Consider the following 14,742-nt stretch of genomic DNA (forward strand, 5'->3'; position numbering starts at 1 on the left):
GGTGCCGGCCTGAGACGGGAACCGCTGTGGCCTTATTGAATCTGGGTATCCTCGCGCATGTCGACGCGGGTAAGACGAGCCTGACCGAGCGATTGCTGCATCTCGCGGGCGTCCGGACGGAGCTCGGCAGCGTCGACGCGGGCAGCACGTTGACGGACTCGATGGAGCTGGAACGGCAGCGCGGCATCACCATCAGGTCGGCCGTGGCGTCGTTCATGATCGGCGACACCCAGGTGAACCTCCTCGACACTCCGGGCCACCCCGACTTCATCGCCGAGGTCGAGCGGGTGCTCGGTGTTCTGGACGGTGCCGTGCTGGTGGTCTCCGCCGTGGAGGGGGTGCAGGCGCAGACCCGGATCCTGATGCGCGCCCTGCGGCGGCTCGACCTCCCGCTGCTGCTGTTCGTCAACAAGATCGACCGCACCGGCGCCAATCCGGAGCGGGTCCTGCGTGATGTCATGGACCGGCTCACCCCCGACGTCGTGCCGATGGGCTACGTCAGTCAACCCGGCGGCCCGCAGGCCCGCTTCCAGCCGTACGGTCCGGACGACGAGTTCCGCACCCGGCTCGTCGACGTGCTCGCCACCCACGACGAGGGCATCATCGCGGCCTACGTGGCGGACGACAGCGCCCTGCCATACGCCCTGTTACGCAAGGAGCTGGGCAAGCAGATCGCGCGTTGCCAGGTATTCCCGGTGTTCTTCGGCTCGGCGATCACCGGGCAGGGGGCCGACGTGTTGATGTCGGCGATCGCCGAACTGCTGCCCGGCCTCGACGGCGACGCCGATGGCGACCTGTCCGCCACCGTGTTCAAGATCGACCGAGAGGCCTCCGGCGAGAAGGTGGCCTACGTCCGGGTGTTCTCCGGCACCGTCCACGTCCGCAGCCGCGTCGACTTCGGCCGTGGGCGCGGCGGCAAGGTCACCGGCATCGTGCTGTTCACCAACGGCGCGACGGAGCGCAGCGCCACCCTGGGGCCGGGCCAGATCGGCAAGCTGTGGGGCCTGGCCGACATCCGCATCGGCGACACGATCGGGACGCGGAACGGACACGGCACCGACCAACGACAGTTCGCTCCGCCGACCCTGGAGACCGTCATCGTGCCGCGGGTTTCCGCCGCCAAGGGCACCCTCAACGCCGCCCTGCGGCTGCTGGCGGAGCAGGACCCCCTGATCAACCTGCGCCAGGACGACATCCGTCAGGAGACCTACGTCTCGCTCTACGGCGAGGTGCAGAAAGAGGTCATCCAGGCCACGCTGGCCGGAGACTTCGGTGTGGACGTGGACTTCCGGGAGACCACCACCATCTGTGTGGAGCGTCCGGTCGGCACCGGGGAGGCCGTGGAGGTGCTGCGCGTGGGGGACAACCCGTACCTGGCGACGGTCGGCCTGCGGGTGGAACGCGGTCCGCTGGGCTCCGGTGTGACGTTCCGGCTCGGGGTGGAGCTCGGCTCCATGCCGCTGGCCTTCTTCCGTGCTGTGGAGGAGGCCGTGCAGGGCACGCTACGGCAGGGCCTGCACGGATGGGAGGTGATCGACTGCGCGGTCACCCTCCACCGGTCGGGTTACCTGGCCCGGCAGAGCCATTCGCACGGCAGCTTCGACAAGTCGATGTCGAGCACCGCCACCGACTTCCGCTACCTGACGCCGCTGGTGCTGATGGCGGCGCTGCGGCAGGCCGGCACCACCGTCCACGAGCCGCTGCACTGGTTCCGGCTGGAGATGCCGACCGACCTCTACACCTCGATGCTGCAGGTGCTGACGAAGTACGGGGCGGTGCCCCAGGTGCCGACCATCGGGGGGGAGCTCAGCACGGTCGAGGGCGAGATCCCGGCCGCCTCGATCCATGCTCTCCAGCAGCAGTTGCCGTCCCTGACCCGGGGGGAGGGCGTGCTGGAGAGCGCCTTCGAGCGCTGGGAGCAGGTCGTGGGCACCCCGCCGGAGCGGCCGCGCACCGACATCAACCCCCTGGAACGGGCCAGGTATCTGCTGGCGATGCGTCGTTGAACCGGTCGGGCCGCCGGCCCGGTCGGGTAGCCCGACAGAACAGGAGAGTCGTGAGCAAGCCGAAGATCAGTGTCCTCATTCCCTACCGGCAGCGCCTGGCCAACGTCCGCAATGCCTTCGCCGCGCTGGCGGACCAGACGTTGAGCGGACCGGACCTCCAGGTCGTGATCGGGGCGATCGAGTATTCGCCGGAGTACGCGGCGGTGGCGGCCGAGTTCGCCGACCGGCTCGACATCGTCACCGTGACCACCGGCGGCGAGTGGAACGTCTCCCGCGCCCGCAACCAGGCGCTGCCGGTCGTCACCGGTGAGGTGACCGTCTCCATCGACGTCGACATGATCCTGCCGCCCCGCTGCCTGGAGACCCTCTACCGGCAGTACTTCGCCGACGGCCATGACGTCTGCGTGCTCGGCCAGATGCTGGGTTATGACGACGACCTGACTGAGAGCGACGTGCAGGTCGACGACGTCCGGGTGCCGCCGTACGAGGAACTGCGGCAGAAGACCCTCCAGATGGAGGTGGAGGGGGTGGACAAGCCGGACGACCGGATCCTGGTCGAGCCGCTGCCGCTGATCTGGACCCTGGTGTGGGGTGGACTCGCGGCCCTGCGCACCGACACCATCCGGCGGCACGGGCTGACCTTCGACGAGGCCTTCGGCGGCTGGGGCGCGGAGGATCAGGAGTGGGGCTACCGGATCCAGGCCACCGGCACGCCAATCATCATGAGCCGCGACATCTGGGGCATCCACCTGCCGCACCGCCGCGACGCCGCGGCCAACCAGGAGTCGTACCAGGCCAACATGCGGCACTTCCTGACCAAGTCGCCCACCCTCGACGTGGAGTTGGCCCGCAGCTTCGGGTGGGACGACGCCAACCGGCTGTGGGAGGAGGCCCGGCGCGAGGTGGACAGCGCCGCCGGCGGGTCGACCCTCGGGGTGGTGCGGGGCCGCGTGGATGGCGCCGAGGTCCTCGCCGTGGGAGCCCTGCTCGACAAGGCGAGCGGCCAACCCGTCGACCCGGAGGTCGCCGGGTGGCTCGGGCAGGGCCCGTACGAGCAGGTCCTGCCGCTACTCGGCCTCGCCCTGCCCTATCGCTCGGGCACGTTCGCGCAGTGCCGCGTGCTGCCGCCGGTGCACAAGCTCGCTCAGAAGTACCGCGACGCGGTGCTACGCGAGGCGAAGCGGGTGGCCGAGCAGGTCGGCTGAGCCGTCGGGCGCCGGGTCGCTGCCGGCCCGGCGCCCGCGCTACCAGGGCAGCACGCCGCGGTCGTTGAAGAAGCCTCCGGAGGGACCGTCCGCGCCGAGCATCGCGAGGTCGACGATGATCCGGGCGCCCTCGCTGACCGGTCGGGTGCCACGGTGGCCGTTCATGTCGGTGGCGGTGTAGCCGGGCGCCGCGGCGTTCACCTTTACGTGCGCGAGTTCCGGGTCGGCGGCGAAGGCCGCCGCGTACTGGACCGTCAGCATGTTCAACGCCGCCTTGGTGCCGGCGTAGCCCATCCGGACGGTGGCGTCGCCGGGGATGTCGGAGCCGTCGGCGGTCAACGTCAGCGACGCGGTGGTGCTGGACACGTTGACGACGCGTGGCGCCGCCGAACGGGCCAGCAGCGGCGCCATGGTGTGCACGAGCGTGACGGCGCCCAGCACGTTGGTCTCGAACATCGGCCGCAACTGCTCGGCGGTGACCTCCGTCGCCCGGGCGCCGACGAAGATCCCGGCGTTGTTGACCAGCACGTCCAGCCGCCCGCCATGGTCGACACGGATTCGGCCGGCGACGTCCCGCACGCTGACCGGATCGGTGACGTCCAGCCGCACCGGGACGGCGGTGACGCCCTCGGCGGCCAGCTCGCGGGCGACGGCGCCGCCCCGTCCCACGTCGCGGCAGCCGAGCAGCACGACGAACCCGCGCCCGCCCAACTGCCGCGAGACCTCGCGGCCCAGGCCCCGGTTGGCCCCCGTCACCAGGGCGAGCGGCGGGTCGCTCTCAGGACTCACCGAGCACCTCGTCCAGCGTCCTGCGGGCCAGGCCCGCCAGCAGCCGGTTGGTGTGCCGGTAGTAGGGCAGCGCGATGAGCGCCCACGACACGGCGAGCCCTCGCCCGCGTTCCCACGCCCCGTCGTCGAAACCGGCCGCCTGTCGGAAGACTGCCCTGACCGGCCCGGTCAGCAGCGCCCAGGCCGGAAGCGCGTCCCAGGCCGGGTCGCCGAGACCGGCGCAGCCGAAGTCGATGACCGCGCTCACCCTGCCATGGTCGACGAGGAGGTTGGTGGGCAGCAGGTCACCGTGGATCCAGACCTGCTCGGGGGCGGGCGCCTCCCGGGCGACGCGCCAGACGCGCAGCAGCGCGTCGAGGTCCAGCCCGCGCGTCGCCGAGGTGTGGTCGTCGAGGTCACGCAGGATCCCGATGTTCTCCCGGGTGCGCGCGTCCCGGCTGTCCAGCGGCTCGCCGCGGTAGGACCGCGGCCCGCCCTCGGGGTCGCTGGCGTGCAGCGCGCGTACGAACGCGCCGAGGTCCCGGGCCGCCGCGGTGGGGTCGGCCGGGGCGGTGGAGTGGGCGTCCTGGCCCGGCAGCCACCGGTACACCCCCCAGGGGAACGGGTAGCCGGCCGCCGGGCGCCCCCGCTCGAGCGGCGCCGAGATCTCCAGCGGCAGGTGCCGGGCCAACCGAGGCAGGTGATCGTGCTCCAGGTCGATCTGGCCGGCCGCGCCCTCGATCCGGGGCAGGCGGACGGACAGGTCGTCGCCGAGCCGGTAGATCGCGTTGTCGGTGCCCGCCGAGGTGATCGGCCTGACCGGCAGGGCGGCCCAGCGGGGGAACTGTTCCGCGATCAGCCGGCCGACCAGCGCGACGTCGGTCACGACCTCGTCGGTGTGCATCCGCGTGTTGTCCATGTCCGTCCTCTGTTTCCTGGTCACCGGCTGAAGAGCCGTCGCAGCCACACCACACGTGCGTCCATCGCCGCCCGGGAGACGGCGGCGTGCGGCACCCACCAGTCGAAGCTGTGGAAGGCTCCCGACCACACGTGCAGCTCCGCCTCACCGCCGGCCTGCCAGATCCGGGTCGCGAAGGCGCCGGCCTCGTCCCGCAGCGCCTCGACCGCTCCGACGTCGATGAACGCGGGCGGCAGGCCCGACAGGTCGATGGCCCGTGCGGGCGCGGCGTAGCAGGACACCGCGTCGGTGGCCCGCCGGTCGCCCAGCAATGCCGTCCAACCGGTGAGGTTCGAGCCATGGTCCCACAGGCCCACCCCGACCATCTGCCGCGCGGACGGGGTGTCGCACCGGTCGTCCAGCATGGGGCACTGCAACATCTGACCGCGCACCGGCGGCCCGCCGCGATCTCGGGCCAGCAACGAGATGCCGGCGGCCAGCCCGCCCCCGGCGCTGTTGCCGCTGACCACGATCCGGTCCGGGTCCATCCCCAGCTCGCGGGCGTTCTCGGCCAGCCACACCAGCCCGGCGTAGCAGTCCCGCACCGGGGCCGGATCCGGGTTCTCGGGGGCCAGCCGGTAGTCGACGGCCACCACCGCAGCGCCCACCTGCTGGGCGCGCGCCAACTCGTCGGCGAGATCGGCGGCGCGATGACTGCCGGAGACCATGCCGCCGCCGTGGGTGTTGTAGATCACCGGCCACGGACCCGGCACCCAGGTCGGGCGGCAGATCACCAGCGCCACGTCCGGGTCGCCCGGCGGACCGGGCACCAGCCGCTCCCGTACGTCGTACGGCCACCGGCGGCGGATCTCGTCGTCGCCCAGCAGGCTCTCGGCGGTGCGGGCCCGGCTGTGCGGAATCAGTTCCGCGGTCAACGGCACCGGCCGGTGGCGGCGGATCTCCCGCAGCGGACCGTCCAGCTCCGCGTCGAACGACGGCGGTGGACCGAGCGGCGGCTGCTCCGGGGGGCTCGCGGTCATGTCTCCTCCACTGACGCGTACAACGCTTCGTGCACACCTGGGCCGCTGGCCACCACGCCGTGGCGCAACGGCGACACCACGCCGCCGGCCTCCCGGACGATCAGGGCACCGGCCGCCCAGTCCCATCGACCCACCTCGTCCTCGAAGCAGCCGTCGTAACGCCCGGCCGCCGTCCAGCACAGGTCGAGGGCGTGGCTGCCGCTGGTGCGGATGTCGCGCACCCGGGGCAGCAGCCGGGACAGCACCGCGGCCTGCCGCGACCGCGACCGCGAGCGGTAGGAGAACCCGGTCGCCACCAGGGCGCTGGACAGCTCGACCCGGGCGGTGACCGCGATGCCCCGGCCGCCCAGGCGGCTGCCCGCCTCGCGTACGGCGGTGAAGGTCTCCTCCCGGCCGACGTCGTGCACCACGCCCACCACGGCCTCCCAGCGCTGCCCGTCGAAACGCTCGCACGCGACGCTCACGGCGTAGTTCGCGATCCCGTACAGGTAGTTGACCGTCCCGTCCAGCGGGTCGACGACCCAGCGCAGGCCGGTGCGGGACGCGACATCGGGCCCCTCCTCACTGAGCACGCCGTCGTCGGGCCGGCGCACGGCGAGCATGGCGCGGATCGCCTCGTCACTGCCCCGGTCGGCATCGGTGACCGGATCGGTCGGGCTGCTCTTCGTGGTGAGCCCGCTCACCCGACCGATCCGGCCGATCACCTCGGCGGCGCCGACGTATGCCGCCCGCAGCGCCACGTCCAGCAGGTCGACGGCCGGCACGTCGAGCGCGGACGCACCGGTCACGGCGCCGCCGGTAGCACCGAACGCGCCGCCCGGGTGGCCTCGGCGCGGATCCGGTCACGGTAACGCGCCGAGAAACCGTCGAGCGCCGGCAGCAGGCGACACTCCCGCACCGAGCCGTCCTCGTACGGCAAGGCCAGCCCGATCAGCGGCAGCACCTCCGAATCGGTGTCCGCGTCGAACCGCACCGGGAGTTCGGCCCGGTCGGGTCGGCCCCGGGCGTCGAGCGGCACCCCGACGAGCAGGGTGTCGCGGCCGGCCACGGCGCCTCGGACGAGCCCCAACGACCGGTCGCCCCGCACCGCCCGCAACTCCTTCACGAATCCCTGGTAGAGGGAGTTCGCGTCGACGTCGCCGAACGCGTACGCCAGCTCGACGTCGGGGCGCGGCCACTTGCGCAGGAAGCGACCGTAGTTCGCCGCCTCGGTGACCCGGTTGGCGTCGGCGTCACGCGGGTGCGGGAGGTGGATCGCGTACAGGTCCTCGCGCAGGATGATCGGGATGCCCGAGGCCGCGATGCGATACCCCCACTCGAGGTCATCGACTCCCCAGCCGTGGAACGTCTCGTCGAAGAAGAGATCGTGCCGGCGCACGGCGGCGAGCGGCAGCGCGATGAGCCCGGTCCAGGCGAACGCCCACGGCAGCACGTGGGGAACCTGGAAACGGGGGTCCTCGGGTCGGCCGCGAGAGCCGCCCAACCGCTCCAGCGCGTCGACATAGTCCAGATAGGACAGGGCGGCCACCTCGGTCACCGACCGGCCGTTGTTGTCATATCCCACGACCTGACCCACGACGCACGCCCGCTGGCCGAAGGCGAAGTGTCGTTCGTAGAGGTTTTCCAACGCGTCGGGCGGCAGGAGCGTGTCCGCGTCCATCTGCACCACGACCTCGCCGGTGGCCTGTCGCATGGCGAGATTGCGGGCCCGGGGGATGGAGAACTCCCGGGCCGAGCAGACGGAGACGAGGTTGATCCGTTCGGCGAACTTCCGGCACGCCGCCACGTACTCCTCGGAGTATTCCATCGCACCGACGACGACCTCGAACTCCGCGTGGTCCAGCGTCTGGTGCGCCAGGCCCTCCAGGGCGATGGTCAGGTTGCCGAGACGCTGCTTGTAGGGAATTGCGACGCTGAGTTTCACGCGAACCGTCCTACGCCGAGAGCCGGTCAAGCCCCGGCGGGATCGTCGCCGGTGAGCAGCGCCGCGGCGTCATCCTCGGTCAGCACCCCGGAGAAGACCCGCACGGAACCGACCGAACCGGGCCACTGGTCGGAGACGTCGGCCAGGTAGCGGCCGAAGCCGACCTGGAGGCCACCGTCGGCGTTCCAGTACGGCCACTTCTCGGTGAGGTCGACGGTGTTGCGGTCGCCGGTGCTCGGCACGTACAGCGTCGCCGTGTGCCGGGCGGCGTCGAGGACCCCCACGAGCAGCACCCACCGGCCGAGCTGAGATTCATCGACGGGCTGCGTGGAGTGGGCGTGCTGCCACTCCACCGCGCCGGTCGTCGAACCGTCGACCGGCGCGGCAGTGAAACACCACGACGGCACCCCGACGGTCGTGCCGTCCGGCTGCGGCTGCTGGATCAACCGCAGTCCCAGGTAGAACGGGGTGTGGGAGGCGCCGCTCTGGCTCAGCACGGTCCAGGCGAACTCGCCGGGCGGCGGCTGCACGGCGTCGCCGTCCAGGCGGACCCACGCGGCCACGCTGAAGCTGGCGTCGGTGCGCAGGACGGGCTTGGCGGTGCTCAGCCACTGGGTGGCCCCGTCGAGCGCCACCCCGCCGCCGAACGGCGCCTCGACGGCGGTGGGTCCGCCGGTGGCGGTGAGCGTGTGCCCGTTGCCGGACAGGTCCTCGACGCCGGCGGCGAGGTCGTCCCCGAACTTCCACCATCCCTCGGTGCGCGGCGACGCGCCCGGGGAGCTGGACTGGGCGGACTGAGAATGCACGGTCACGGCCGTTCCCTTCCGTTGATCTGACGACTCAGGTGGCTAGGTTCTCGATGGGGTGGAACGCTTCGGGGTCCGGCCGCGCGTCGTAGGCGTCCTGCGCGCGCTGCAACACCTCCAGCGCCGGGAGCACGGAGTCGGCGCTGATCGCCGGGGGCCGTCCGGCCCGCACCGCCTCGACGAACTCCCGGTCCTGGTCCACGCGGCTGCCGTAGTCGGGCACGGCGCGCTCCTCGGCGTTGTCGAAGCGCACGCCGGCCCGGTCGCGCAGCATGCCGGCCTCGATGGCGAACGTGTCCTCGCGACCCGCCACCACGTAGTCGTACACGTTGATGAAGCTGTTGTACGACAGCGAGATCGTGACCAGCTGGTCCAGGCGGGTCCGCAGCACCAGGGCGATGTCGAGCGGGGCTTGCCGGTCGCGGTCGGGCCGGGAGAACATCGGCGTCACCTCGACGATCCCGCCGGGCTCGTCGATGCCCAACATCCACAACGCGGTGTCGGTGGCGTGCTGACCGTGGTGCCAGAGCAGGTTGTCCGTCCACGAGCGCAGGTAGCCGTTGGAGCCCTGGTTCGAGCGACGGATCATCAGGTACCGGGCGGTGATGCTGTGCGGGGCCAGCCGTCCGCTGACGACCTCCTCGCGGACCGTCCGCATCGCCCCGTGGAACCGGTGCGTGTGCCCCACCATCAGAGTGAGCCCGCGGCGCCGGGCCGTGTCGGCCAGGTCCCGCCCCTCGGCGTAGCTCATTGCCAGGGGGATTTCGACTAGGACGTGCTTGCCGGCCGCGAGGCAGGCGGCGGCCTGCGGCGCGTGCAGCTCGTTCGGCGTGCACACGATCACCGCGTCGAGGGTCGGGTCGTCGAGGGCTTCGGCCAGGTCGGTGGTGTGCCGGTCGAACCCGTACTGCCGGGCGAACGCGGCCGTCGGTTCCGGCATCCGGCCGACCGACCAGACCAGGTGGTGTCCCTCCCGGTTCATGATCCGGGTGTGCTGGCCGGCGGTCTGCCCGTAACCCACCACCGCCAGCCGCAGCGGCTCACCCATCGGTGCCCTCCTCTGGTCGCGCGTCGCCCCGGTCGGTGCCGGTGTCCGGGGGGCGGTAGTTGACGCCCATCCGGTCGAGCCGGCCGAGGTGCACCGACAGCCGGGCACGGAAGTCGTCGGGTTCCGCCGGGTTGTCGCTCCAGCCGTTCTCGGCGATGGCGGTGAGCCGGGGAAAGGCCCGCCACTCCACCGCCTGCGGGGTCCCGAGATACTCCGACCACAGTTGTCCCTGAAGGCCGAGCACGCCGGCGGGCGGTTCGTAGCCCTGCACCACCGACAGCGGAAGGTCACCGGCGATGGCCGGGGGCTCGTGCGGGGTGGTCGCCTCCCGCCAGTCCAGGTAGGTGAACTCGTACGGCGCGGCGACCACCTCGGCGCCGGCGGCGAGCGCCTGCCCCACCCGGTGCGCGCCCTGCCAGGCGAAGACGAGCGGGTCTCCGGACAGCCCGAAGTCGAGCGTCTCGTCCCAGATGGCGGCCCGGCGGCCGAGCCCGCGCAGATGGGTGGTGAGCCGCCCTGCCCACCAGCCGGCCAGCATCTCCGGGCCGGACAGTCCTTCGGCGACGATCCGTTCGGCCGCGATCGCCGAGGCCGCCCACTCGTCGGGCGGCACCTCGTCGCCGCCGATGTGCACGAACCCGAAGGGGAAGACGTCGCTGATCTCGTCCAGCACGTCGCACACGAACCGGACGGACTCCTCGCTGACGTTCAACACGTGCCGGGAGATGCCCCAGTGCCGGCGGACCGACAGGGTGCAGCCCGGGTCGTTGCCCAGGTGCGGGTATGCGGCGAGGGCCGCCTGGACATGTCCCGGCGTGTCGATCTCCGGCATGATCTGCACCCCGCGCCGCTCCCCGTACGCGACGAGCGCGCGCAGCTCGTCCTGGGTGTAGCAGCCTTCGTGCGGCACCGCGTCGAGCGGTGAGTCCTCCGCGTGCGCGGTGGCCGAGCCGGTGCGGTGGCCGCCGATCTCGGTCAGGAGCGGATACCGCTGGATCTGCACCCGCCAGCCCTGGTCATCGGTCAGGTGCAGGTGCAGGACGTTGAGCTTGTGCATCGCCAACAGGTCCACGTAGCGATAGAGGAACGACATCGAGAACCAGTGGCGGGCCACGTCCAGGAGCGAGCCGCGCCAGGCGAGCCGGGGCCGGTCCTCGATCTCGACGCACGGGATCACGCCGTCGAGATGGAGCTGACGCAACGACTGCACCGCCCAGCCGAGACCCACCGTCGTGGCGGCGGTGGCCTCGACCGAGTCCGGCCGCACCAGCAGGCGATATCCCTCGTCCCCGAGGTTCGCGTCGTCGGTCAGCCGAAGCTCGATCCCACCGCCGGACCCCGTCAGTCCGAGCACTTCCCGGGCCAGGCCGGCGGCGGGTTCGGGACCCCGGACGCCGACGTGCGGACCGATGACGAACGTCCCGCCGAGGACCTTGAGCGCCCGGGGCCGGGGGATCAGCGCGGCGGAGGACGCCGGGCGCCCGGGTGCCGTCGAGGCGGTCGCCGGGGTTTCGGGTGCGGTGGAGGTCATGCCGCCTCTGCCAGGCAGCCGAGGATCCGCGTCACGATCTGGTCCGCGCCGTCCTCGTCCAGAATCAGGGGCGGGATCACCATGACGTTCTCCTGCTGTTGCCGCAGGAGCAGGCCCCGGCTGCGGGCGGTGGTGACCAGCGAGGTGGCCGTGTCGACCGAGTCGGTCTGCAGGGTCACCACGAGCCCCAGCCCGCGCACGTCGACCACCTGGGGGGTGCCGGTGAGCGGCGCCAACCCGTCGATCAGCCGCCGGCCCAGGACCTCGGCCCGCTCGGACAGCCGCTCGCTCTCGATCACGTTCAGTGCGGCGAGGGCTGCAGCGCAGGCGACCGCGTGGCCGGAGGTGGTATGCCCGTACCGCAGGCCGCCGAAGACCGGATCGCGGCGGAACGAGGCGTGAATCTCCGGGTTGGTGACCACCGCCGTGATCGGCAGGTATCCGCTGCCGAGACCCTTGCTGACCACGAGGACGTCGGGTTCCACGTCCTCGCGCAGACAGGCGAACATCCGCCCGGTGCGACCGCATCCGGTGAACACCTCGTCGAGGACGAGCAGTGCCCCGCTCGCGTCACAGAGCTCGCGTAGCCCGCGCAGGAAGCCGTCCGGCAGCACGATCCCGCCGCCGACGTTGAGCAGCGGTTCGACCACGACCGCCGCGGGGGGCCCGTCGGCGTCGTCGTCGATGGCGGTGGTGAACGCCGCCAGCAGGGCCGGCAGGTGCTCGGGGCGGCGGATGTCATCCGGCGCCGCCGGCAGCTCCACCCGGGTGACCGGCAGGGGGTCGCGCAACCCGTGCCCCGTGGGCACCAGGCCGGACAGGGTCCGGCTTACCACCGTCGTGCCGTGGTAGCCGCGGGCGAGGGAGACGACCCGGCGGCGGGGCTGGCCGATGTTCGCCCAGTACCAGGTCGCAATCAGCACGGCGGCTTCCATGCCCTCCGAGCCGCTGTTGACGAAGAGGGTGTGCGACAATGCGGCGGGCATCAGCCCAGCCAAGCGCTCGGCGAGCAGGCCGGACGGCTCGTGACTGCCGGTGGACAGGTCGTAGTGCGGCAGCCGGGCGAGCTGTGCCTCCACCGCCCGCCGGATGTATGGATGGCCGTGCCCGCAGGACGCGCTCAGCGCCGAGGACGTTCCGTCGATGTACTCCCGGCCGTCGACGTCCCACAGGAGGTATCCCGCACCGCGCGACAACATCAATTGATCTCTGTCGTTGTCGATGGGTGACCAGGGATGCCATACGTGCCGCCGGTCCCGGTCCCGTGCCCGCCGGGCCGCGTCCGCCGGCCGTCCCGCTGGATGGTGCGTGGTCGGTCGTTCCACAGAGCCCTGCCCCCGAGCCAACAACGAATCAGGCCCCCGTCCTGCGGCACGCGCATCAGAATTCGTCGTGCGTCGATGATAGTAGCCGATCTAATATCGTCGAGGGAACATCCGGATGAGCACGAACCCCCGGACCCGGGCGATCTTTCGATGGCGCGATGATCCAGCCGGTCGGCGACGGCTTCCGGCCGACACTCCGGCATCCGGACCGAGCATTGACAATGACGGGAGATGATGTAATGGTCTGCCTCAAACTCGCCGAAGACCACCGTCACGGACTGTGCAGGAGGATCGCTTGAGCCATCAACCTTCCACTGCGGCGGCGACCGACTTGACAGACGATCAGAAGCGCGAGCTGGACGTCAACGGCTGGTGCGTCATACCCGGTCTACTGACCGACGAAGAATGCGATCGATTCGCCGAAGCGGTCGACGAAATCTGGCTGAGCGGTGACTTCAGCGCGTACGGCGAACCCGGCGTACGGTTCGTTCCGATGCTGCTGCTGTATTCCGCTTTGTTCGAGAAATGTCTGAACCATCCGGTCGTACTGGCCGCCGCGCGGCATATGATCGGCCCCGAACTCCGAGTCAATTTGATCAACGGACGGCACGTCTATCCGCGAACGGGCCACCAGCCGTTGCACGACTTCGACCGTCCGATCGGTCCGCCGTTCAACAAGTGCAACGTGATCTGGTGCCTTGCCGAGTTCACCGCCACCAACGGATCGACGCGCGCCATACCGGGCAGTCACCGCGACCGCACGCGGCTGCTGGCCACGATGACCGATCCGATGGCGCCGCACCCGGACGAGCAGCTGGTCCTGGCCCCGCGCGGCGCCGCGCTGCTGCACAACTCCCACTTGATCCACGCCGGCACGGGCAACCGGTCGACCGCGCCCAGGCACAGCATCCACAACGCCTTCACCACCCCGGACGTCGAGTCTCCCTACGACTGGACCACCGTGCCGGCCCACGTCCAGCAGAGCCTCAGCCCGGAGACGCTCACCCTGCTCGGTCTTCGATGATCCTGGATCACCTCGTCGACCCCGCGTTCCACGCCAGCGGCGAGCCGCATGCCGTGTGGCGGTGGATGCGCGAGAACGCTCCGGTGCACTGGCACCCGCCTTCCGAACTGCCCGGCTTCTGGTCGCTGACCCGCTACGACGACATCCGCCAGGTGTACCGCGATCCCCTGGTCTTCAGCTCGGCCCACGGGGTCCTGCTACGGCCCCTGCGCTACGGCGAGGACCCGGGAGGTGGCGCCACCTTCGCGCTCACCGATCCGCCCCGGCACCGCGAGCTGCGCTCCGTCGTCGCCGATTTCTTCACCGAACGCGCCGTGCGCGACCTGCACGGGTTCATCGAGGACAGCGTCGAGGAACTGCTCGACGCGGCCCTCGCACGCGGCGAGTTCGACTTCGTCCACGACGTCGCCGCCCCCCTGTCGATGAACGTCATCGGTCACATCCTCGGCGTGCCCGGCGAGGACCACGGCGATCTGCTGCGGTGGACCGACGAGGTGTTCGAGGCGGGAGTGTCGTTGGTGGCGCACCCCGAGCTGATGCGCTACCTGGTCGACCTGATGGATCGCCGCGCGGCGGATCCCCGCGACGACCTCGTCAGCGCCCTCGTCCTGGCGATGGACAAGGGCCTGCTGACCGACGAGGAAATCCTGCTCAACTGCGAGAACATGATCGGGGCGTCCGAGAACGGGCGGCTCGCGCTGGCGGGCGGGGTGCTCGCCCTGATGGAACATCCCCACCAGTGGCAACGGCTTTCCCGGGACCGGGCCCTGCTGGCCACGGCGGTCGAGGAGATCCTGCGCTGGACGTCGAGCGCCACCCACAGCATGCGCCGGGCGACGCGGTCCTGCACCGTCGGGGGAGAGCGCATCGAGGCCGGCGACTGGGTGGTTCTGTGGGTGCCGTCCGGCAACCGTGACGAGCGAATCTTCACCGAGCCGGACCGGTTCGACGTGGGACGTACGCCCAACCGCCACCTCGCCCTCGGCTCCGGCGAGCACTTCTGCCTCGGCGCGAGGCTGGCGCGCAGCCAGATGCAGCTCGTGCTCTCCCACGTGCTGGACTCGGCGTCGGCGATCCGGGCAGCCGGTGCGCCGGTCCGGGCGGCCTCCATCGCGGTCGCTGGTCCGGCCCGCCTGCCGATGCGGGCCACGCTAAGATAGATCGATT

Annotated in this window: 13 protein-coding genes; 4 read left to right on the forward strand and 9 right to left on the reverse strand. The window is 71.3% G+C overall.

Annotation, left to right across the window (positions count from 1 at the left end; translation table 11 throughout):
* Window positions 1-26: 26 nt before the first annotated feature.
* Both LPA42_RS05450 and LPA42_RS05455 read left to right on the forward strand, forming a co-directional pair.
* Window positions 27-2,006, forward strand: coding sequence for a translation factor GTPase family protein (locus LPA42_RS05450; RefSeq protein ID WP_096761568.1), 1,980 nt, complete (start codon window positions 27-29; stop codon window positions 2,004-2,006).
* Between the two features lie 50 nt (window positions 2,007-2,056).
* The gene (locus tag LPA42_RS05455; RefSeq protein WP_158229374.1) at window positions 2,057-3,211 is read left to right on the forward strand and encodes a glycosyltransferase family 2 protein; all 1,155 of its coding nucleotides are present in this window, start codon (window positions 2,057-2,059) and stop codon (window positions 3,209-3,211) included.
* A 39-nt stretch (window positions 3,212-3,250) separates the two neighbouring features.
* Here the strand turns inward: LPA42_RS05455 and LPA42_RS05460 are convergent, their stop codons facing one another.
* From LPA42_RS05460 to LPA42_RS05500, 9 genes are read right to left on the reverse strand one after another with little or no spacing between them, the layout of a single operon-like run.
* On the reverse strand, window positions 3,251-4,000 hold the full coding sequence (locus LPA42_RS05460) for an SDR family NAD(P)-dependent oxidoreductase (protein WP_077935945.1): 750 nt from the start codon (window positions 3,998-4,000) through the stop codon (window positions 3,251-3,253).
* A complete protein-coding gene (locus tag LPA42_RS05465; RefSeq protein WP_077935946.1) occupies window positions 3,990-4,898 on the reverse strand; it encodes an aminoglycoside phosphotransferase family protein in 909 nt (302 codons plus the stop codon). Before LPA42_RS05465 ends, LPA42_RS05460 begins: the two co-directional genes overlap by 11 nt.
* A 20-nt stretch (window positions 4,899-4,918) precedes the next feature.
* Entirely contained in the window at window positions 4,919-5,917 is a 999-nt protein-coding gene (locus LPA42_RS05470; RefSeq protein ID WP_077935947.1) for an alpha/beta hydrolase, read from the reverse strand.
* Window positions 5,914-6,705 (reverse strand): inositol monophosphatase family protein, encoded by a 792-nt coding sequence (locus LPA42_RS05475; protein WP_198956437.1) that lies wholly within the window; start codon window positions 6,703-6,705, stop codon window positions 5,914-5,916. The genes LPA42_RS05470 and LPA42_RS05475 overlap by 4 nt, the downstream gene beginning before the upstream one ends.
* Window positions 6,702-7,841: a glycosyltransferase family 2 protein gene (locus LPA42_RS05480; RefSeq protein ID WP_158229375.1), complete on the reverse strand. Its 1,140-nt coding sequence runs from the start codon at window positions 7,839-7,841 to the stop codon at window positions 6,702-6,704. The genes LPA42_RS05475 and LPA42_RS05480 overlap by 4 nt, the downstream gene beginning before the upstream one ends.
* Window positions 7,842-7,867: 26 nt before the next feature.
* Window positions 7,868-8,653: a LamG-like jellyroll fold domain-containing protein gene (locus LPA42_RS05485; protein WP_077935949.1), complete on the reverse strand. Its 786-nt coding sequence runs from the start codon at window positions 8,651-8,653 to the stop codon at window positions 7,868-7,870.
* 28 nt (window positions 8,654-8,681) lie between these two features.
* Complete coding sequence (locus LPA42_RS05490) at window positions 8,682-9,695, reverse strand: Gfo/Idh/MocA family protein (RefSeq protein ID WP_077935950.1); 1,014 nt, start codon at window positions 9,693-9,695, stop codon at window positions 8,682-8,684.
* Window positions 9,688-11,226: a beta-N-acetylhexosaminidase gene (locus LPA42_RS05495; RefSeq protein ID WP_077935951.1), complete on the reverse strand. Its 1,539-nt coding sequence runs from the start codon at window positions 11,224-11,226 to the stop codon at window positions 9,688-9,690. Before LPA42_RS05495 ends, LPA42_RS05490 begins: the two co-directional genes overlap by 8 nt.
* The gene (locus tag LPA42_RS05500; protein ID WP_077935952.1) at window positions 11,223-12,425 is read right to left on the reverse strand and encodes an aspartate aminotransferase family protein; all 1,203 of its coding nucleotides are present in this window, start codon (window positions 12,423-12,425) and stop codon (window positions 11,223-11,225) included. Before LPA42_RS05500 ends, LPA42_RS05495 begins: the two co-directional genes overlap by 4 nt.
* Window positions 12,426-12,831: 406 nt before the next feature.
* On the opposite strand from LPA42_RS05500, the gene LPA42_RS05505 reads away from it, so the two are divergent.
* Entirely contained in the window at window positions 12,832-13,575 is a 744-nt protein-coding gene (locus LPA42_RS05505; RefSeq protein ID WP_158229376.1) for a phytanoyl-CoA dioxygenase family protein, read from the forward strand.
* Window positions 13,572-14,735 carry a cytochrome P450 gene (locus LPA42_RS05510; RefSeq protein WP_077935954.1) on the forward strand — a complete coding sequence of 388 codons (1,164 nt, stop codon included), beginning with the start codon at window positions 13,572-13,574 and terminating at the stop codon, window positions 14,733-14,735. Before LPA42_RS05505 ends, LPA42_RS05510 begins: the two co-directional genes overlap by 4 nt.
* The last annotated feature ends 7 nt before the right edge of the window (window positions 14,736-14,742 follow it).

It is taken from the genome of Micromonospora sp. DH13 (assembly GCF_020873825.1).
GTDB lineage: Bacteria > Actinomycetota > Actinomycetes > Mycobacteriales > Micromonosporaceae > Micromonospora > Micromonospora haikouensis.